17 protein-coding genes are annotated in these 20,421 nt (G+C 34.4%); 14 read left to right on the plus strand and 3 right to left on the minus strand.

Going from position 1 to position 20,421, the window contains the following annotated elements:
• Positions 1 to 88: 88 nt before the first annotated feature.
• The 3 genes from AC0ONG_RS09915 to AC0ONG_RS09925 all read left to right on the plus strand — a co-directional run bounded on the left by AC0ONG_RS09915 (position 89) and on the right by AC0ONG_RS09925 (position 4,619).
• Positions 89 to 1,906, plus strand: coding sequence for an AAA family ATPase (locus tag AC0ONG_RS09915; RefSeq protein ID WP_001236574.1), 1,818 nt, complete (start codon positions 89 to 91; stop codon positions 1,904 to 1,906).
• Positions 1,896 to 3,746 carry a hypothetical protein gene (locus tag AC0ONG_RS09920; RefSeq protein ID WP_474204700.1) on the plus strand — a complete coding sequence of 617 codons (1,851 nt, stop codon included), beginning with the start codon at positions 1,896 to 1,898 and terminating at the stop codon, positions 3,744 to 3,746. Before AC0ONG_RS09915 ends, AC0ONG_RS09920 begins: the two co-directional genes overlap by 11 nt.
• Positions 3,747 to 4,022: 276 nt before the next feature.
• Positions 4,023 to 4,619, plus strand: a complete 597-nt coding sequence (locus tag AC0ONG_RS09925) for a hypothetical protein (protein ID WP_000487795.1) — start codon at positions 4,023 to 4,025, stop codon at positions 4,617 to 4,619.
• A gap of 96 nt (positions 4,620 to 4,715) precedes the next feature.
• Here AC0ONG_RS09925 and racA read toward each other — a convergent pair whose 3' ends face one another.
• Positions 4,716 to 5,258, minus strand: a complete 543-nt coding sequence (gene racA / locus AC0ONG_RS09930) for a chromosome-anchoring protein RacA (protein ID WP_136997527.1) — start codon at positions 5,256 to 5,258, stop codon at positions 4,716 to 4,718.
• Between the two features lie 354 nt (positions 5,259 to 5,612).
• On the opposite strand from racA, the gene AC0ONG_RS09935 reads away from it, so the two are divergent.
• Positions 5,613 to 6,968, plus strand: coding sequence for a hemolysin family protein (locus AC0ONG_RS09935; protein ID WP_000356245.1), 1,356 nt, complete (start codon positions 5,613 to 5,615; stop codon positions 6,966 to 6,968).
• 132 nt (positions 6,969 to 7,100) lie between these two features.
• Positions 7,101 to 8,525 carry an aldehyde dehydrogenase family protein gene (locus AC0ONG_RS09940; protein WP_000716437.1) on the plus strand — a complete coding sequence of 475 codons (1,425 nt, stop codon included), beginning with the start codon at positions 7,101 to 7,103 and terminating at the stop codon, positions 8,523 to 8,525.
• 103 nt (positions 8,526 to 8,628) lie between these two features.
• On the opposite strand, the gene AC0ONG_RS09945 is transcribed toward AC0ONG_RS09940, so the two are convergent.
• Positions 8,629 to 9,021: a YueI family protein gene (locus tag AC0ONG_RS09945; protein ID WP_000247560.1), complete on the minus strand. Its 393-nt coding sequence runs from the start codon at positions 9,019 to 9,021 to the stop codon at positions 8,629 to 8,631.
• 237 nt (positions 9,022 to 9,258) lie between these two features.
• Here AC0ONG_RS09945 and AC0ONG_RS09950 point away from each other — a divergent pair, with 237 nt between their 5' ends.
• On the plus strand, positions 9,259 to 10,392 hold the full coding sequence (locus AC0ONG_RS09950) for a BA2291 family sporulation histidine kinase (RefSeq protein ID WP_000425087.1): 1,134 nt from the start codon (positions 9,259 to 9,261) through the stop codon (positions 10,390 to 10,392).
• 33 nt (positions 10,393 to 10,425) lie between these two features.
• Here AC0ONG_RS09950 and AC0ONG_RS09955 read toward each other — a convergent pair whose 3' ends face one another.
• Positions 10,426 to 11,175, minus strand: a complete 750-nt coding sequence (locus AC0ONG_RS09955) for a DUF4397 domain-containing protein (protein ID WP_000083277.1) — start codon at positions 11,173 to 11,175, stop codon at positions 10,426 to 10,428.
• A gap of 950 nt (positions 11,176 to 12,125) precedes the next feature.
• Between AC0ONG_RS09955 and AC0ONG_RS09960 the strand changes: the two genes are divergently transcribed.
• From AC0ONG_RS09960 to AC0ONG_RS09995, 8 genes are all read left to right on the plus strand, one after another.
• Positions 12,126 to 13,436 carry an aspartate aminotransferase family protein gene (locus AC0ONG_RS09960; RefSeq protein WP_001205878.1) on the plus strand — a complete coding sequence of 437 codons (1,311 nt, stop codon included), beginning with the start codon at positions 12,126 to 12,128 and terminating at the stop codon, positions 13,434 to 13,436.
• Positions 13,433 to 14,131 carry an acetate CoA-transferase subunit alpha gene (gene atoD, locus AC0ONG_RS09965; protein WP_000208111.1) on the plus strand — a complete coding sequence of 233 codons (699 nt, stop codon included), beginning with the start codon at positions 13,433 to 13,435 and terminating at the stop codon, positions 14,129 to 14,131. The genes AC0ONG_RS09960 and atoD overlap by 4 nt, the downstream gene beginning before the upstream one ends.
• Positions 14,116 to 14,778 carry a CoA transferase subunit B gene (locus tag AC0ONG_RS09970; protein ID WP_000525278.1) on the plus strand — a complete coding sequence of 221 codons (663 nt, stop codon included), beginning with the start codon at positions 14,116 to 14,118 and terminating at the stop codon, positions 14,776 to 14,778. The genes atoD and AC0ONG_RS09970 overlap by 16 nt, the downstream gene beginning before the upstream one ends.
• Before the next feature lie 15 nt (positions 14,779 to 14,793).
• Positions 14,794 to 16,062: a peptidase gene (locus AC0ONG_RS09975; RefSeq protein WP_000436696.1), complete on the plus strand. Its 1,269-nt coding sequence runs from the start codon at positions 14,794 to 14,796 to the stop codon at positions 16,060 to 16,062.
• Positions 16,059 to 16,958, plus strand: coding sequence for a putative beta-lysine N-acetyltransferase (gene ablB, locus AC0ONG_RS09980; protein ID WP_000878599.1), 900 nt, complete (start codon positions 16,059 to 16,061; stop codon positions 16,956 to 16,958). The genes AC0ONG_RS09975 and ablB overlap by 4 nt, the downstream gene beginning before the upstream one ends.
• A 143-nt stretch (positions 16,959 to 17,101) precedes the next feature.
• Positions 17,102 to 18,487 (plus strand): arginine utilization transcriptional regulator RocR, encoded by a 1,386-nt coding sequence (gene rocR / locus AC0ONG_RS09985; RefSeq protein ID WP_014894777.1) that lies wholly within the window; start codon positions 17,102 to 17,104, stop codon positions 18,485 to 18,487.
• 210 nt (positions 18,488 to 18,697) lie between these two features.
• The gene (gene kamA / locus AC0ONG_RS09990; protein WP_000902145.1) at positions 18,698 to 20,119 is read left to right on the plus strand and encodes a lysine 2,3-aminomutase; all 1,422 of its coding nucleotides are present in this window, start codon (positions 18,698 to 18,700) and stop codon (positions 20,117 to 20,119) included.
• Entirely contained in the window at positions 20,116 to 20,388 is a 273-nt protein-coding gene (locus tag AC0ONG_RS09995; protein ID WP_000995766.1) for a YokU family protein, read from the plus strand. Before kamA ends, AC0ONG_RS09995 begins: the two co-directional genes overlap by 4 nt.
• The last annotated feature ends 33 nt before the right edge of the window (positions 20,389 to 20,421 follow it).

Consider the following 20,421-nt stretch of genomic DNA (forward strand, 5'->3'; position numbering starts at 1 on the left):
AACCTGGCGGATAACGTCAGGTTTTTTATTTCTAGTTTTTCGTTTCTTTCATACACTAAGAATAGTATGAAAAAAGAAGGTGACTAAGGTGAGATTACATAAAGCTCTTCAGCCAAGTTTTATAAAACGAATGTACTATATGAGATTTTTAGGGAAATTTACAAAAGCTGAGAAAGAGAAGAGTGGAGAGAATTTCTTTGTACAATGCTTATCGCCAATACCATTCACTTTACAGGAACAATTTGCAAATGAACCATATGTATTTGAAGGGGTATGTAGTAATAAAAAGAATGAAAAAATCTTTTCGGAATTAAAGAAGAGGAAATTAGAAAAGCAATTAGTGATGTTTCGTCTTTATTATGAAAGAGGAAATGTATACGTGGAGTTAATATGTACAGAAGAACCGAAAGAAATAGCAAGCAGCTATAAAATGATTCCGGCACCTAAAGTTACAAATAATAAAAAAAGAGAGTCTTTAGAACGAAAACTTAGCAACGGTTATTTATCATTTCTTATGCCAAAATTTCCGAAAGACTTTGAGCCTCCCGAATTATTGTGGCATGATGGAAGACTGTACGGAAACATATCCTTAAAGTCATCAATTAGCTCAATCGCATATTTTGAACAGAAACGGGAATGTAAATATATAAACTGCAGTGACTGGACGAAGTATGTAGAAATAGCGGTAGAAGATCAATTATATTTTGTAAGTGATCATGTGTATGAGCAATTAAAAAAACGAATGCATGAAGAAGGTAAGATAGTTGAAGTAGAGGATATAAAAGTGCAAAAAGAGGAATGGGAATGGGATGAGCGTGAATCGTCCTTTTTACAGTATGTACAAAGTATGGTGCATAATAAAGGGCTATATTTGGATGAAACGGATATTTATAATTTCCATATAAGTGTAAAAACAAATATGTTAACGATTCTTGGTGGTATACCGGGCGTTGGGAAATCACGTTTTGTGCAAACTTATGCAGAAGCATTAGGGTTACAGTATGGGGAGGAATTGGTTTGGATTCCAATTTCGCCATCGTATCAAGAACCACATGATTTACTTGGTTACCTTCATCCGAATGGTACTTTTATTGAAAGTGAAACGAAGTTAGTTAGGACGTTAATGAAGGCGAAAGAAAATCAAAATCAACTGTATATAATCGTTTTTGATGAAATGAACATGTCTCATATTGAGCATTGGTTTACTCCATTTCTCTCTGTTCTTCAACTTGAAACAAAAAATCGTATTTTAAACTTGTATGAGGGTGTTCAGGACATTGAGAATTCAATTCCATCAACAATTGAAATTGGAGAAAATATTATATTTGTAGGTACTGTGAATTTTGATGAAACAACGAAAGAGCTCTCCGATCGATTATTAGACCGAACGAACCTAATAACGTTACAGAAAATTCCGTTTTGTGAGATGGGCATGGAACAGGGGAAAGTCGTATTACACCCACCTTTGAAAGTAACAGCGGGAGAATTTCGGATAAATTGGATGAGAAATAAAGCGATGATTGAAGTGTTTTCTGAAGAAGAATTAGAGCTATTAGATAAGTTGCATGTCGTATTGTCATCACATGATGCGTCTAAGGGAATTTCTTTCCGATGTGCAAATGCAATTGCGACTTATTTGCAAAACATACCGTTCCAAAATAACCATACCTATATGATCAGTAGAGAAGAGGGGTTTGATTTACAAATAAAGCAGCGTGTATTAACGAAAATCAGAGGGACCGAAATGATGGTTGGGTCTTTACTTTCTGAAGAAGCAAAAAGGGGAGCGACCTTAGTACCTCTTTTGCAATCTGCACTTGCAAACAGAGTATCTACATTTGAACATTCTTTAGCATATATACGAGAAAAACGTAGGGAACTGGAGCTGTATGGATATGCAAAATGAAGGGCATTACGAAACAAAAATCGTTGATACGAATGAAACGCTCCCTTTTGTATTAAAGTTAATCATTGGAAATGAGGGGAAAGGAGATTATATTTTATTAAATCGTCTTTGTACATCTACTACAGCATTGGTTCAATGTATTTATAAAGTACAAGAATTAAAACCAATTAGATTGCAGTATAATTATGAAATCCCAATGAATATTACTTTTATATGGAATAAAGTATATGAGGGACAGAAAAATATAAAAGAGGCTCAATATGAAATAAATGAAAAAAAACAAAGAGTATTAATATATGAACATGGGAAAACAGAATTCTTTTATCCATGGCGCTGCGGTTTATACCATTTTGAAGTGCGCATAGAAGATACAACGTATTATGGCGCTTTTCAAATCGTACCGAAAAACTTTTTTGATGATCAATTTGAAATGATTCAAGACTATGTGAAGTCAATTTTAAATGAGTTGATTTTGGATAGAGGTTATTATAAAAAGACTTTCTCTGCACTTAGCGATATTGAGGATTCTTCTTATTTAGTGTTGCTTAGAAAGTTACCCCAAAAAATGAAAATGATAAAGCAAATCTTTAAGAAAATAGAATCAAGTTCAAAATTTATAAATGCATATAAATGGGAAGGAAAAGAGCGAAAGCCAACAAGAAGAGGAACTATAGTGGCAGAAAGAAAACCTTATGCCAAACATTATAATCGTAAGTTTATAGAACAAAAAAATAGTAAGGAAAATGCATTTCTTAAATATAAAGCGATGCAATTTTATCATTATTTAATTGAAGCTAAAAGTTTTTTACGTCAAACAATTGAAATCTTAGAAAGAGAAAAAAAGAAAAAATCAGAAGAGTTTCAAGCCGTAAAAACGATTATACAAACAATTGAGCGAAATGGATCGGTAACCGATAGAGAGAAGCAAAAATATAAAAATATACATTTACTAAAAGAAGCCGATTTACGAAAGAGCTCAATGAAAATACAAGAATATAAAATATTGGCGCATATCGTGCATGAAAATGTACAATACTTTCAAATGTTAATGCACTCTTCGTTTTGGAGGGAAGTTACTGAAACAAGTAACATGAACTTACATGATTTACCGATACCACATCAACAATTACTACATCATTTAGAAGTACTCCCGCAATATACGGATCAATCTCCATCGTTATTATTTGTTTATAAGCCAACGTTTTTAGTGTATGAATATTACGCTTTTTTTATCGTTATTTCAATTTTAGAGCAAATTGGTTTTGAGGCTAGAAACTCAATTCGTGAACAAATACAAGAACATTTTTATGTAGATGGATTACAAGATGGAACGACAGTAGTTTTAGAACGAGATGATATAAAGGTGCATGCCGCATTTAATGATTTAATTGAAACACATCCTCTTATTGCATTAAGTAAAGGTAGTAATTTTTACAATGGTGAGGATACGAAGAAGCCAGATATTCGCTTAGACTGTTATGTAAAAGAAGATGGGAACTACGTATATAAATCTTCTATTATTATTGAAGTGAAATACAGTCCAATGTACAATATTTTTCAGCATGTCGGAAATACAAAAGCAACTGAGCAAATGTATAAGTACTGGTCTATAAAGTATGTAGAAGAACAGGATGGAAAGCGAGTCTATTATCGAAGGTCAATTTATGAAGTCATTTGTGTATATCCAGGAAGCCATATGCATAGTAAAAAAATTGAGTCTGGATGCGGTGTTTTCTTGCAGTTATATCCATATAAGACGAAACAAGGGGAAGAGAAATTAGCTGGAAAACATGGGATGGTACAAATTTTTGAAAAATGGTTAAAAAGCATTCAGAAGTAAAAGAAATCCTTTTTCATAAAGGATTTTTTTAGATTAAGAAGAATTATATGCTGTATGGAAAGAAACATAATGTAATTTAGGTTTGAAAAGTGATACGAATGTGTTATTAAAAGGAATGTGAGCGCGGGATAAAAGTCGATTAAATTGGAATCTAATTCACTTTGCAGAATATAATAAGTCATAAATATTTTTAGTTGCATACGAAGATTTGTTCTTATATGATAGATAGTGAAAGCGTTATCAAAAACAGAGCGGCGATGGGAAAGGCGGTTAAATATGTTCCAGCGTGTTCAAACAAAGGAAGAACATTTTGGGTTCGAGCAACTATGGGGAGATTTTTGTGAAGAAAGAAACTTAATGTTTGTAGAACGTAATTTAAATCCATCACGATTTTTATTAATAGAAGATGAACATCCTATTGGTACAGTAGAATGTATTAAGTATACGGTACCTGAACAATCAAATTCTGAGTTTTTCTATCCGTTTTCTAAAAATGATTTAGTAAAAGATTTGAAGAATGTGTATGAAATAGGCAAGTTAAGTATTTCGAAAACATCTCGTGGGAGAGGACATTTCAAAAGGTTAACAGCTATTTTATTTATACATGCGTTAGAAACAAAAGCTGAATGGTACATTGCAGCAGTGACAAAAAGAATGTATATGTATTTACTTACACTCGGTTTTCCAATTGAACCGATAGATAATCCATTTCAGTTTCATGATACTTTACAAGGTGTACCAGTAAGAATTCATGCTCGAAAAGGGGTTACGCATTTGTATTCTTTAAAAGAATTTCGTGATGTGATTCAAGGGAATGCTCATGCACAGGCATTAATTGCAGAATACAGTAAAAATATTATGTTAACGAAATAAAACGAAGTGAATATGTATAATAAAGAGAATAATATTTTTATAAGATATAACTCTTCATTAAAAAAGACCCTTATTATTTTAATAAGGGTCTAAAAATTATAATCCAAATATACTAAAAATCATTTTGCGGCGCTTCGGTTTCTTTTCTCGTTCGTATGTTGGTTTTGAATCAGGAGTAATATAAATGGGTTCTTCTTTCGTTAGCGCAGCTTCTAACTTTTGAATTCGCTCTAACATTTCCTCCATTTCACGACGGTGTTGTAAAAGTTGGTACGTGACGACATCATTTGCCTTATCTTGCATTTGTTCTTCCATTCGATCGAGCCTTCTTGTAATAGTGTTTAATTGATTAGCTAATTGCTCAAAATCATTCGATGATATGTTTTGAACAATTGTATTGACTTGAATTTTTAATTCTTCAACCTCATTTGAGGAAGCCTTTTGAGTAGGTTGAGGATTTTGAGACTGCTCTATTTGAAATAGATGGTGTTCTAACATTTGATCGACATCATCTTGTGTGAAAATAAAGTGGCCATATTTGTTTTTTTCTATCGTAAGATTTAATTGTTGCGCGATCCGGACAACAGCCTTTGGGCTAACACCTAATTTTTTTGCGATAAATGGTGTTTTATATTCCAAAATAATCCCTCCTATATATATCCTGTTGAATGATTTCGAGCTATGAAGTAAGTTCCCTTCTAGTGCGACAAAAGAAGTGTGGAATCGGCAAAGAAAGTGTTTTTTCACGAAATTGAGTTGAGAAGAATAGTTCGTTTAAATAAAAATATTTTATCGTAACATTTAGAATAATTTGACTAGTGTAAATGAATTAGATTATCATAATGATAAATATCTTTTTTATGTATGCATATAATATATAAAAAGGTGGTTGCTAATGTAGAATTTTGTTAGAGTATTAGAATGCTTACTTCACTTGAATATAATTAAGTAGGAGGTGGCTTCCTTGCTTACAATGTAAGTAAGGAAAAGTATTTGGACATATATAGTATAAGTATAGTGATTGTTTTAATTGCCTTAACGGCATTTTTCGTTGCAGCAGAATTTGCAATTGTTAAAGTGAGAAGTTCACGAATTGACTATTTAATTGCAGAAGGAAATAATCGTGCAACATCGGTCAAAACAGTCATTACAAACTTAGACGAATATTTATCTGCTTGTCAGCTAGGAATTACTGTTACAGCTTTAGGAATTGGGTGGTTTGGTAAACCTGCGTTAAAGCAAATGTTTGATACGCTTTTTGCAAATTGGAATATCTCTACTCAACTAGCAGACATTTTTGCTGTAATTTTAGTATTTTTTTTAATTACTTTTTTACATGTTGTAATAGGGGAATTGGCCCCAAAAACATTTGCAATTCAAAAATCTGAACAAGTAAGTTTGCTTGTTTCTAAGCCGTTAATTTTCTTTTATCGTATTGCATTCCCATTTATTTGGATATTAAATGGTTCAGCTCGAATCATTACGAAGTTGCTAGGGTTGAAACCGCCGAAGGGGCATGATGAGGTTCATTCAGAAGAAGAATTACGGTTGTTAGTTTCAGAGAGTTATAAAAATGGTGAAATTAATCAATCTGAATATAAATATGTAAATAAAATTTTTGAATTTGATGATCGGATTGCAAAAGAAATAATGGTACCTCGAACCGAAATGAATATTATAAGTAAAGAAATGCCTGCTGAAGAAGCTTTGCAAAAAATGTCTCGTGAAAAATATACAAGGTATCCAGTTGTTGATGGCGATAAAGACCACGTAATAGGTTTTGTGAATTTTAAAGATATTTTTACTGAGTTTGTACAACATAAAGCTGTTAATAAAAAGACAGTAGAGCAATATATGAGACCAATTATTTTAGTTATCGATTCTATCCCAATTCATGATTTGTTTTTAAAAATGCAAAAAGAAAGAACACATATTGCTATATTGATAGATGAATATGGTGGGACATCTGGACTTGTTACTGTTGAAGATATTCTGGAAGAAATTGTTGGAGATATTCAGGATGAGTTTGATACGGATGAGCAGCCAGAAATTCAACAAGTTAGTGAAACGAAGACGATACTAGAGGGAAAAGTACTTGTTAGTGAAGTGAATACGTTATTTGGTTTAGGGATTGATGATGATGGTGTTGATACAATTGGTGGTTGGATTTTAACGAAGAATATAGAGATTGCTGAAGAGGATTCCATTGAAATTGAAAATTATAAGTTTTGTGTGAAAGAATTAGATGGACACTATATAAAAAGATTGGAAGTTACAAAGATAGTAGAATCGATTGTTATTTTAGAAGATGAAAAACAAATTTCATTACAAGAGCAAATTAGCTCGTAAACTCTGCTAAATAGCAGAGTTTTTTTGAGCATAATGTTTTTTGAGGGATAGGGGCTATGATACAATGACATAAGCCAGACCTTTCACTAGGTGAATTATTGTTGTATACATATATTTGGAAGGAGAAGAAGTATGAAAAAGCATTTATATATAAATGGAGATTGGAAATCTGTAAACACGTATAAACCATTATACGCACCATATTCTGAAGAAATATTAGCAGAAATTGCACAAGGAACGGAAGAAGATGTAAAAGAGGCTGTTATTGCTGCAAAAAATGCAATGACAAAAATGAATAAATTATCCGCATATGATCGTGCGATTATTTTAGAGAAGGTTGCACAAAAAATGGATGAAAGAAGAGAAGAATTTGCAGAGATTATTGCAAAAGAAGCTGCAAAACCAATACGTGCTGCTAGGGGAGAAGTGGATCGTACTGTTCAAACATACAAATTTGCAGCTGAAGAAGCGAAGCGTATATATGGTGAGACATTGCCATTAGACGCCGCACCTGGTGCGGATGGGCGTATTGCATATACAATCCGAAAGCCGATTGGTGTAATAGGGGCTATTACACCATTTAATTTCCCATTAAATTTAGTTGCGCATAAAGTTGGACCTGCAATTGCTGCCGGAAATACAGTTGTGTTAAAGCCAGCTGATCAAACGCCATTATCATCTTATGCATTAGTTGAGTTATTTGAAGAGGCAGGATTGCCAAATGGAGCTTTAAATATCATTTCTGGTCCTGGCTCCACGGTGGGTGAGGCAATCGTTAAAAATGATTATGTTGCTTCTATTACTTTTACCGGAAGTCCAAAAGTTGGAATCGGAATAAAACAAAAGGCTGGGTTAAAACGAGTTACGTTAGAACTAGGATCAAATGCTGCTGTTATAATTGATGAAGATGTAGAGTTAACAGATGAAATCATTGAACGTGTAAAATGGGGAGCATTTGTTAATAATGGGCAAGTTTGTATTTCCGTACAACGTGTTTTTGTACATGAAACGAAAATGCATGAATTTCTTTCGAAGCTAAAGAAAGCGATGGAATCAGTAGTTGTTGGTGATCCACTGCTTGAAGAAACGGATGTATCAGCTTTAATTTCAAAAAAAGATGTAGAGCGAATTGATATGTGGGTTCAAGAAGCAATCAAGGAAGGAGCAACTATTTTACACGGTGGTAAGAAGCGGGATGCAAGAATTTTTGAACCGACTGTATTAACAAATGTTCCAAATCATGTATCTGTGCAGTGCCAAGAAGTATTCGGTCCACTCATGACAGTAAATACATTTAAAGAATTTGATGAAGCGATTGAGCAAGTAAATAATTCGCGTTACGGCTTACAGGCAGGAGTATTTACAAATAATTTATTTAAAGCAATGCGTGCAATCGATGAGTTAGAGGTTGGTGGTGTCATGATTAATGATATTCCAACGTTCAGAGTAGATCATATGCCTTATGGTGGTGTGAAAGAAAGTGGCACGGGGCGCGAAGGAATTAAATATGCAATAGAAGAAATGACAGAAATGAAATTAGTATGTATTAAAAAATAAAGTAGAAAAACTTAAACTTTGCGCTAAAAAAACGAGTAGGAAATGTTTACGATTCCATACTCGTTTTTTACGCTTCTAGTAACTATTTAATTAAGTGTAACTTTTACTTCATTTCTTGTTTGAAAATAGTATCTTCTACATAAATTTGTTCTTTATCTACAGCAGTAGCATGAGTTAATACTAAACCGATTGGTGTTTTTGTATCTTTATTTTGAACAATTGTAAAAGGAACATTTTTTTCGTTTGCTAATTTAATGTATTTTGATAAATGTGGGTAAGCAATGCCACCATTTAGGAGGAGTTGTAATGATTGAGAAGAGCGCATGCTACCCGCCACTTCAGAGTATACATTACTTTGCATTACTTGACCGATCGTTAAAGCGATTTCTACACGCTCACGTAATGTAGTTAAATACATATTACGTTCTTCTGGTTTGTTTTGCTTTTGGCCGTAAATGCCTTCTTGGAGATAATCTTCCACATTTTTATTTACCATATTTTTCACACCTTTCATTTTCTATTGTACGCAAGAATTAAAAATGATGCAAAAAAAAGTCGTGTTGACTACGGAAATAATGAAAATGTGTGAAGGAAAAAGGGTATTTGCATACAATTAGTTAAATAAGAAAGAAAAAAATAATTTTATCAACAGAAATTAACAAAATGTGACAAAAATCTATTAACGAATCATCTTTTTTGTGTTAATATTCAAAATATAAAGGGTATTCGTCGTATGGAAATGGAGGGAATGGAGGTTTTTCCAATCGATAAGGATATTAAAGAAATATTTTGTTCACACTTGAAAAACAATAGGCACCAATTCGTAGAGAACTGGAAAAACAAAATGATAATTTCCGAAAAAGATCCATTTAAACTAGAAGTAGTTCAAAATGGAGAGGATTTACTAGAGTTGATTATCGAACTTACTATGGAAGATAAAGATATAAATTATCTTCAACCGTTATGCGAGAAAATTGCTATTGAACGTGCTGGAGCAGATGCGAATATTGGAGATTTTGTTTATAACGCAAACGTGGGAAGAAATGAACTTTTCGAAGCGATGTGTGAATTAGATGTTAGCGCTCGTGAATTGAAACCAATTATGGCAAAAATACATACTTGTTTTGACAAATTAATTTATTATACCGTTTTAAAATACTCGGAAATTATATCGAAGAATTTAGAGGAAAAACAGCAATATATTAATGAAACACATAAAGAAAGGCTGACGATTTTAGGGCAAATGTCAGCTAGTTTTGTACATGAATTTCGTAATCCGCTTACTTCCATTATGGGATTTGTCAAACTATTAAAGGCAGATCATCCGAGTTTATCGTATTTAGATATTATTTCGCATGAATTAGATCAATTAAATTTTCGTATTTCGCAATTTTTACTCGTATCGAAAAAAGAAATGTGGAATGAATCGGAACGGTTTTGGCTTAATGACTTGTTTCAAGACATTATACAATTCTTATATCCGAGTTTGGTCAATGCGAATGTTTCAATTGAAAAGAATTTACCGTATCCAATTCCGCTTGTTGGTTATCGAAGTGAAGTGAGACAAGTATTTTTAAACATATTAATGAATTCAATTGATGCTCTTGAATCAATGAAAGAAGAACGAAAAATTATCATTGATGTATTTGAAGAAGATCAAGCTATTCGAATTGTGATAAAAAATAATGGACCAATGATTCCTGCTGAAAATGTAGAAACGATTTTTGAACCGTTTGTAACTACTAAAAAGTTAGGAACTGGTATTGGCTTATTTGTATGTAAACAAATTGTGGAAAAACATAATGGGTCCATTATGTGTCGATCAGATAACGATTGGACAGAATTTCAAATTGCATTTCAAAAATAAACAGTCTACACCAAATGAATGGTGTAGACTGTTTTAATTTGTGAGTATAACGGCTTCTAATTTAGGATCTTTAGTTGAATAACCTACTATTGAAATTGTATAAATAACATTTGGTTCAACATTGAATTTCGGTATAGTCAATAAAACGTTTTTATTATCTGCGAGTGAAATTTCAATATCCGCTGTACCGGGGCTAACTTGCAAAAAATCTGTTATCTGTTTAAAGATTACATTTTCAAATAAATGATCTCCATCTTTTAAATCGACATTTACAACAGGGGTATCTGGAGAGAAATGTGCAAAGCGTATTTTGGCTTGACCAGCTGGTAAATGTGTATTATCAAGTATAGGTTGTAATTGTAGGTGATTATCACTATTTATTGCAGCAAGAGTATAAGTATGATTTCCCATTATTGGTACCAATGCTGAAAAGATTGGAGTTTCATTTCCGACAGGGACAATATCTATACGGTATTTACCTTGTACTAATGATAAATAAGGGCTGAATTGCTTAAATGAAATATTTTTAATAACTTTTTGTCCGTTTACTAAAATGTCAACCGCCGGTATATTTGGATCGGCATGAAAAATTCTTATATGTGACGGTAAAGTAGCTTCTTGTGAATCCCTTGTTTCATGCGCCTGTACAAGTTTTGAAAGTGCATCGCAATATTTCATATATAATTCTATATATTTTTTAGGATTACGAAACTGATAGTAACGTGCGAGCTGTTCGTATTGCGTAACTTCTTGTCCATATTTTTCAATTTCAGATTGAGACATGAACATTCCTCCTTTGTCATCATTAAAATTATATGCGAAGCAAGAAAGCGGTTATGCGAAAAAATGATTTTATAAAGGGGAAAATTAAAAATTTACAACAAATATGTTGTCATAAAGAGGTGCTTGTGCTTACGAGTATTTTGCAGAGTAAAGCAGTACATATGATTGCACGAAAGTAAAATAAATGCCAAATTGAAAGTGCATTCCAATAACATATTGAATACATGTCCAGCAATCGCTAGAAAACTAGGGTTTTTTTTAATTATAGGCAAATACACATACAAAGTGATAATTGTCCTACATAAATTATAAAGGAAAGGTAGTTTGAATCTGAGGAAAGGGGTGCCACTTCGGGATAGGGATATCCTGATAGTAATTGTGAATGAAGTTATGAAAAGGTTTTGTGTTATAGGCTGTAGGATGAATTTGTAAACTTGATTTTTCTATTTATTTTAGCAATTGACAGTATTAACCCATAAGAGAGCGTCATGACGAACTGATTAATGTGGTTAATCGGTTCTTTTTTTATAGTTTAAAAATGAAAAATTTACATATTAAATATGAATCTGAACTGATTAGAAAGGTGTAGCGTTGTCGAAATTTGTTTTAAAATATGCAATTTAAAGTAGGATAATAGGAAGGAGTTTAACGGGAGTTCCGTCGAAGTGTACAGAATGTCGGCATTTGAGGGCAGCTGGCATTATGCTATAAAAACATTTGGTGATGTAGTCATTTCATATAAAAGGGAGGGTTACTTGGGCGTATAGAAAAGGGTTGGTCTTCATTTCAAGTTCTGAATTTTCTGTTTTATAGGTATTTTTAAGCACTCATTTGTATATTTTATAATAGTTTTTTGATAAATTCACTGCTTTTGCAGAGGATTCTTTTTTATGAAAGAAACGTCAATTTTCTTCATATATATATACAAATTGGAGAAATGGGGGAGCGCTATGCGCGATTACTTAATTAAACCACTTGTTGGTCAGCCGTATCCAATGATTTCACATGGAAAAGGTGTTTATTTGTATGATCAAAATGGTAATAAATATTTTGATGGTTCGTCAGGAGCAATTACGGCAGGTATTGGGCATGGCGTAAAGGAGATTGCAGACGTTATTAAAAAGCAAGCTGAGGAGATTGCTTTTGTTTATAGATCACAGTTTACGAGTGAACCAGCTGAAAAATTAGCGAAGAAGTTAAGTGATTTAAGTGTAGGAGATTTGAACTGGAGTTTCTTTGTAAATAGTGGTACGGAAGCAAATGAAACAGCTATGAAAATTGCAATTCAGCATTTTCAAGAGCGAGGTATTCAAGGTAAGCATAAAATTTTATCGAGATGGATGAGTTATCACGGTATTACGATGGGTGCGTTATCGATGTCTGGTCACCCACTACGTAGACAACGTTTCGTATCTATTTTGGAAGATTATCCGACTATACCAGCTCCATATTGTTTCAGGTGTCCTGTTCAAAAGGTATATCCAACTTGTCAGCTGGCATGTGCGACTGAATTAGAAAGATCAATTGAAAGAATTGGTGCAGAGCATATTGCTGCTTTTATTGCTGAGCCGATTATCGGAGCAGCTGGAGGCGCGGTTGTTCCGCCAAAAGACTATTATAAAGTCATTAAAGATATTTGCAACCATTACGATATTTTATTTATTGCGGATGAAGTAATGACTGGGCTTGGTCGTACGGGAGCATGGTTTGCGATGGAGCATTGGGGTGTAGAACCTGATATTATGACACTTGGTAAAGGGCTAGGAGCGGGATATACACCGATGGCAGCGACAGTTGTAAGTGATCGTGTTATAGAACCAATATTACGTGGATCACGTTCAGTAATGAGCGGTCATACGTTAAGTGCAAATCCATTGTCTGCAGCAACGGCTTTAGCTGTTATTGAATATATGGAGAAACATAATCTCCCTGAAAAAACAGCAGAAAAGGGAGAATATTTAATAAAAGGCTTACAGAAAGTTCAACAACAATCGACAATCATTGCTGATGTGCGCGGAAAAGGGTTGCTAATTGGAGTAGAATTGCAACCGTTTACAAAAGCGTCGGAGCTTATTTCGGTTGCAGCTAAAAATGGCCTGCTTTTATACCAAGCAGTTTCAGGGCAAGCAGGAAAAGAAGATAGTGCACTGCTAGTAGCACCGCCAATGACAACTACATATTCCGAGTTAGATGAATTACTTTCAATTTTCTCTAAAAGTGTGGAAGAGATGATGCAAAAAGGAGGGCATAGTATCGCATGACAACTATTACAAATACATTCGGTAAATTAAAAGAAATTGAGGAAGTAATTTCTTTGTTCCATGATGATATGACATTAATGTTTGGGGGATTTGGAGGGATTGGATCCCCTCCATCTTTAATACAGGCAATTTTAGAAAAAGGCGTTACAAATTTAAATTTGGTTGGAAATGACACTGGATTTCCTGATGTAGGTATCGGTCGTCTTGTTACAAATGAAAGAGTTAAATCACTAATTACTTCTCACATTGGCTCCAACCCAAATGCAGGAAGGCAACTAAACGAGGGAAGATTACAAATTGAGTTTTCTCCGCAGGGAACATTAGCAGAGCGCATTCGTGCTGGTGGTGTTGGTCTTGGTGGTGTTTTAGTTGATGTAGGTGTTGATACGATTGTGGAAGAGGGAAAACGAACAGTTGAAATGAATGGTAAGACATATTTAGTTGAAACAGCATTAACTGCTGAAGTTTCAATTGTATATGCGAAAAAGTCAGATCCGTTTGGTAACCTTGTTTTTGACAAAAGTGCACGAAATATGAATCCTCACGTAGCAATGGCTGGGGATATAACAATTGTAGAAGCAGAAGAAATAGTCCCGCTAGGAAGTTTAGATCCAGAGGAAATCGTCGTTCCAGGTGTTTTCGTAAATTATATTGTACCGTCGGAAGGAGTGAACTGGAAATGGGTATGGGCGTAGAAGTGAGAGATAAGATTGCTAGGCGAGCGGCGAAAGAAATACAAAATGGCATGATTGTAAATTTAGGTATTGGCATACCATCGCTTGTACCAAATCATTTGCCTGACGATATAAATGTTATGTTTCATGCGGAAAATGGAATCGTCGGAATGGGACCAACACCAAGTAAAGGGAATGAAGATGAAAATTTGTGTAACGCAGCAGGTTTACCAACTTCTCTTATAACAGGAGCGAGTTATTTCGATAGCTGTACAGCGTTTGGTATGATTCGAAAAGGTTTGCTAGATATAACGATTCTTGGTTCATTACAGGTAAGTGAAAATGGTGATTTAGCAAACTGGATTGTACCTGGAAAACGTGTTCCAGGCATTGGTGGAGCAATGGATTTAGCACAAAAAGCGAAGCGGGTCGTTGTTGTGATGAATCATGTTGATAAGTATGGAAATGCAAAAATTGTTTCAGAGTGTACATTGCCATTAACTTCAAAGAAATGTGTAGATTTAATTATTACTGATATGGCGGTCATGGAGGTAACTCCGAGTGGACTTATATTACAAGAATTAATGAGCCCATACACAGTAGAAGATGTAAAACGACATACAGAAGCTGATTTTCAAATTAGTTCTAACTTACTAGTAATTGAATGAAGGGAGATGTAATATGTGGAGCAATTAAAAAAGCAAGTTTGTGATTATATTGAGAGTCATGAAGAAGAAAGTGTAAAATTTTTAAAGCGATTAATTCAAGAAAAGAGCGTATCTGGTGATGAAAGCGGTGCGCAGGCGATTGTGATTGAAAAATTACGTGAATTAGGTTTAGACCTCGATATTTGGGAGCCTTCTTTTTCTAAAATGAAAGGTCATCCTTATTTTGTATCACCCCGTACAAGTTTTTCAGATAGCCCAAATATTGTAGCAACTTTAAAAGGAAGTGGCGACGGGAAATCTATGATATTAAATGGGCATATTGATGTAGTTCCGGAAGGGGATGTGAATCAGTGGGAACATCATCCTTATAGTGGTGAGAGAATAGGAAATCGTATATATGGCCGTGGAACGACGGATATGAAAGGCGGAAATGTCGCACTCATGCTTGCGATGGAAGCGATTATTGAATCTAGCATTGAATTAAAAGGAGACATCTATTTTCAAAGTGTAATAGAAGAGGAAAGTGGCGGAGCAGGGACATTAGCAACTATATTACGAGGATATAAGGCAGATGGTGTCATTATTCCAGAACCTACTAATATGAAGTTTTTTCCGAAACAACAAGGTTCCATGTGGTTTCGTCTACGTGTAAAAGGGAAAGCAGCACACGGTGGAACGCGTTATGAAGGGGTTAGTGCAATTGAAAAAAGTATGTTTGTTATAGAACATGTAAGAAAGCTAGAGGAGAAAAGAAATAGTCGAATCACAGATCCGTTATTTAAAGGAATTCCGATTCCAATTCCAATTAACATTGGGAAAATTGAAGGAGGGAGTTGGCCAAGTTCTGTTCCCGATGAATTAATTTTAGAAGGAAGATGCGGTGTTGCGCCGAATGAGACTATAGAGGCGGCAAAAGAAGAATTTGAGAATTGGATTGCTGAATTAAATGATGTGGACAATTGGTTTGTTGAAAATCCAGTAGAAGTAGAATGGTTTGGAGCGAGATGGGTTCCTGGTGAATTAGAAGAAAATCATGAACTTATTACCGCACTTCATCATAACTTTGTTGAAATCGAAGGGAACGAACCAATTATTGAAGCATCTCCTTGGGGGACTGATGGAGGTTTATTTACACAAATCTCAGGTGTACCAACTATAGTATTTGGTCCAGGAGAGACAAAAGTAGCACACTATCCAAACGAGTATATAGAAGTTGATAAAATGATAGCTGCCGCAAAAATTATTGCATGTACATTACTAGATTGGTGTGAGGTGAAAAAATGAAATACTATGAATCTTTTAGAGAACAGACGAATTGTTATACAGTAGAAGGCGTTTTAGATTATTTTAATAAACGTATCCGAGTAGACCACTATACAGGAAATGTTGAAAGTATTATACAGACAATTGACGAACTAGCAGAGAAACATTCTTTCACTAAATGTATTATTAAAGGAAAGGGAGAGCATGTTTCAACATGGCTCTCTTTCGGTTTTTTGTTGGAAGCAACGATACCTCATTATTTTCAAGGACACGATGCATACTTTTTTGTGAAATATAATAATGATGAAAGACGAAATAGTATGCATTGGACTGAGGAAGATACTATATTAAGCGGTGTAAAAGGAAAAGAAATAAAAGAAAAAGTAGTTCCAGAGAAATTTCTGCTGAGAAAAGCGACTGAAGAAGATGCAGAAGAATTAGCAACTGTATTCGGAAAAGTATTTGAAGTGTATCCGACACCTTTAAATGAAGCGAGTTATGTATTACAGACGATGAAAGAAGACGATACAATTTACTACGTGTATGAATTTGAGGGGGAAATTATTAGTACAGCATCTGCAGAAATGAATATAAAAGAAGGGAATGCAGAATTAACAAATTGTGCTACTTTACCTGAATATCGTAAACATGGATTTATGAAAAGTTTACTAATTAAATTAGAGGAAGAGCTCCGAGAAAAATCTATTTTCTGTTCCTATACAATTGCTCGATCGCTTTCTTTCGGAATGAATGCTGCATTTCATCAATTAGGCTATACGTATACAGGAAGACTGGCGAATAATTGCTACATTTTCGATAAGTTGGAAGATATGAATATATGGGTGAAAGATTTATCTAGCTATTCGAAAGCAGTAAAAATTCCACCTCAAAATTCGGCTGTAAAGCAAAATAGTTAGGTGGAGCTGGGTGTTCGAACAAGCCGTACTAATTAAAATATAAAATTGATCAAAATTATAGAACGGAATCGTCATGCTTACAATCGCACATAGGTATGCCGAAAATTCGGCATGTAATTGCTGGATTTTCGGCAAAAGGGGGGATGACATTGCTAGCAGTTTCGACACAAGAAGTCATTGAAGCGATTTTGGGCAGTATTGATGAGGCTATACACGCTGTAGATGAAAATGGAATTACAATATTTTATAACTCTGTAGCTGCAAAACACGATGGATCCAAGATTGAAAAAGTGTTAGGGAAGCATTTGTTAGAAGTGTTCCCGTCTTTATCAAGGGAAACGAGTACATTGATGAAAGTATTAGATACAAAAAAACCTATCGTACATCAAGTACAGCATTATCAAAATTTAAATGGTGAAGATGTTTGTACAGTAAATACGACGTTACCTATTTTTATAGATGGGAATATTGCCGGGGCTGTTGAAATTGCAAAGGATTACTCTACAATTCAAAAACTTACTGACACAATTGTTGATTTACAGTCGAAAATAAAACGGTCATCTAGAAAAAAATTGATTAAAAAGCATGCTGCATTTGAGACGATAGTGACAAATGATACGCGGTTTAAACAGACGAAAGAGCTAGCACAAAAAGTAGCACCAACAGACGCAAATGTTTTAATATATGGTGAAACAGGAACAGGAAAAGAACTGTTCGTACAAGCAATTCATGAAGCTTCTAAAAGAAAAAACAAGCCATTTATTGCACAAAACTGTGCAGCTTTACCAGAGTCGTTATTAGAAAGTTTATTGTTTGGAACGACAAAAGGAAGCTATACAGGAGCGATTGAAAGAGCTGGGCTATTTGAACTTGTTGATGGTGGTACATTATTTTTAGATGAACTGAATTCAATGCCTCTTGATTTGCAGGCAAAAATGTTACGAGTGTTAGAAGATGGAGTCATTAGAAGAATTGGTGATAATAAGACGAGAAAAGTAGATGTTCGCGTTATTACCGCAATGAACCAGCCTCCAGAAATATGTTTACGAGAGAATAAAATTCGCACTGATTTATATTATCGCTTAAACGTATTTTCATTATATATCCCACCACTTCGTGAAAGAACTGAGGATGTACTATTATTAGCATCTTATTTTTTGGAAGAATATAATAAAAGTTATAAAAAAGGTGTACTTCAAATTGATGAGGAAGCGAAAGATAGACTGCAAGCTTATCAGTGGCCTGGAAATGTCCGGGAGTTAAAACATACGATTGAACATGCTGTTATTATTGCAGAAGGGAATACATTAACAGCCAATTGTTTACCACGTACATTTCGGAAAGAGAAGTTTTCGAAGAAGAAGGGTATAATGCCACTTAGAGAAGCACTTCATCAAACAGAAAAAGAATTAATAGATCAAGCGTTGATTGAAACGGAAGGGAATATATTACAAGCCGCAAAAATGTTAGGTATCCCTCGTCAAACGCTTCAATATAAACTGAGCAAGTACGACAAAACCGCCGAATAATCGGCGGTTTTTGTGTGTTTGCACGAATAAAAGAGCGTTTACATATATATAAAGTAATGAATATAATGTTAAGTATTGATTTCATACAACGCTTAAAAATATTTTTTCGCTTATATAATAGGGTTCTCCGCACATTTACTTATCAACAATGTAAAGTTGGCATAACTATTGCTTATATAAAGGGTGAGCGTATAAAAAGGGGGAATAGCAATGTTACATGATGTATACAAACCAAATCGTCACTGGAAGGATATCGAATTATGGAAAGATGTTACTGAAGAGCAATGGAATGATTGGGTTTGGCAATTAACGAATACGATCAAAACGTTAGATGACTTAAGAAAAGTAATTAACTTAACACCTGAAGAAGAAGAGGGCGTTAAAATTTCAACGAAAACGATCCCGTTAAACATTACACCGTACTATGCTTGGCTAATGAATCCTGATGATCCACGCTGTCCGATTCGGATGCAATCAGTACCGATTTCGGAAGAGTTATATAAAACAAAATATGATTTAGAAGATCCGCTTCACGAAGATGAAGATTCACCAGTTCCAGGGCTAACACATCGTTATCCGGACCGTGTACTATTCTTAGTAACAAATCAATGTTCTATGTATTGTCGTTACTGTACACGCCGTCGTTTTAGTGGACAAATTGGAATGGGTGTACCGAAGAAACAATTAGATGATGCGATTGCTTATATTAGTGAAACACCACAAGTACGAGATGTATTAATCTCCGGTGGTGATGGACTTCTAATTAACGATAAAATTTTAGAATATGTATTGAAAAATTTACGAGAGATTCCGCATGTTGAGATTATTCGTATCGGAACGAGAGCACCAGTAGTATTCCCACAACGTATTACAGAAAATTTATGTAACATTATTAAAAAATACCATCCAGTATGGTTAAATACACATTTCAATACATCTATTGAAATTACTGAAGAATCGAAAAAGGCATGTGAAATGTTAGCGAATGCTGGTGTTCCAGTCGGAAACCAAGCAGTAATTTTAGCTGGTATTAACGACAGCGTTCCAATTATGAAAAAACTTATGCATGACTTAGTAAAAATCCGTGTACGTCCATACTACATTTATCAATGTGACTTATCTGAAGGTATCGGTCACTTCCGTGCACCAGTATCTAAAGGTCTTGAAATTATTGAAGGTTTACGTGGACACACATCTGGTTATGCAGTTCCGACATTCGTTGTTGATGCGCCAGGTGGAGGCGGTAAAATTGCACTTCAACCAAACTATTTAATCTCACAAAGTGCAGATAAAGTTGTACTTCGTAACTTTGAAGGTGTTATTACGACGTATCCAGAGCCAGAGAGCTATATTCCAGGAAGAGCGGAAGGATACTTTAAAGAGATTTATCCGAACTACGAAGAAAAACGTTCAGATGTTGGTATCGCAGGTCTTATGAGCGATAAGAAATTTAACCTCGTTCCAGACGACTTACAGCGTATGAACCGTCGTAAAGACTACGAAGATAATGATACTCATGCATCTTTAAAAGATAAACGTGATAAGCGTGATCAATTAAAAGATAAAAAATATCAAGCACAAATGGCTAAATTAGAAGAAAACGACAAAAAAACTGAGGGTGATGCAGTATGAATTGTATGTGGTGTGACAGTACAGAAGCGAAAGAAAGCTTGAATACTGTATATTGGGAATTACCAGATGGTACGAAAGCCATTGAAATCCAAAAGACACCATGTATTTCTTGTTCCTCGTGCGGGATGGACTATCAATCAGACCATACAGTAAAAGAAATTGAAGATCAGTTATTTTTAATTTATACGAAAGATTTACCAAAACAACTAACATATGAAGAATTAATGGGAAGACCACGTCTATTAAAAAGAAATTACTTCGACTTTTAACCAGCTTTTATGCTGGTTTTTTTCTTTTTTGCC

This window comes from Bacillus sp. TCT6 (genome assembly GCF_056033845.1).

Excerpts from the sequence above, each read along its gene's own strand:
- AC0ONG_RS09920 (WP_474204700.1), top strand. The coding sequence starts at position 1,896 with ATGCAAAATGAAGGGCATTACGAAACAAAAATCGTTGATACGAATGAA.
- AC0ONG_RS09925 (WP_000487795.1), top strand. The coding sequence starts at position 4,023 with ATGTTCCAGCGTGTTCAAACAAAGGAAGAACATTTTGGGTTCGAGCAA.
- AC0ONG_RS09940 (WP_000716437.1), top strand. The coding sequence starts at position 7,101 with ATGAAAAAGCATTTATATATAAATGGAGATTGGAAATCTGTAAACACG.
- AC0ONG_RS09945 (WP_000247560.1), bottom strand. The coding sequence starts at position 9,021 with ATGGTAAATAAAAATGTGGAAGATTATCTCCAAGAAGGCATTTACGGC.
- AC0ONG_RS09950 (WP_000425087.1), top strand. The coding sequence starts at position 9,259 with ATGGAAATGGAGGGAATGGAGGTTTTTCCAATCGATAAGGATATTAAA.
- AC0ONG_RS09955 (WP_000083277.1), bottom strand. The coding sequence starts at position 11,175 with ATGTCTCAATCTGAAATTGAAAAATATGGACAAGAAGTTACGCAATAC.
- AC0ONG_RS09960 (WP_001205878.1), top strand. The coding sequence starts at position 12,126 with ATGCGCGATTACTTAATTAAACCACTTGTTGGTCAGCCGTATCCAATG.
- atoD (WP_000208111.1), top strand. The coding sequence starts at position 13,433 with ATGACAACTATTACAAATACATTCGGTAAATTAAAAGAAATTGAGGAA.
- AC0ONG_RS09970 (WP_000525278.1), top strand. The coding sequence starts at position 14,116 with ATGGGTATGGGCGTAGAAGTGAGAGATAAGATTGCTAGGCGAGCGGCG.
- ablB (WP_000878599.1), top strand. The coding sequence starts at position 16,059 with ATGAAATACTATGAATCTTTTAGAGAACAGACGAATTGTTATACAGTA.
- rocR (WP_014894777.1), top strand. The coding sequence starts at position 17,102 with ATGACATTGCTAGCAGTTTCGACACAAGAAGTCATTGAAGCGATTTTG.
- kamA (WP_000902145.1), top strand. The coding sequence starts at position 18,698 with ATGTTACATGATGTATACAAACCAAATCGTCACTGGAAGGATATCGAA.
- AC0ONG_RS09995 (WP_000995766.1), top strand. The coding sequence starts at position 20,116 with ATGAATTGTATGTGGTGTGACAGTACAGAAGCGAAAGAAAGCTTGAAT.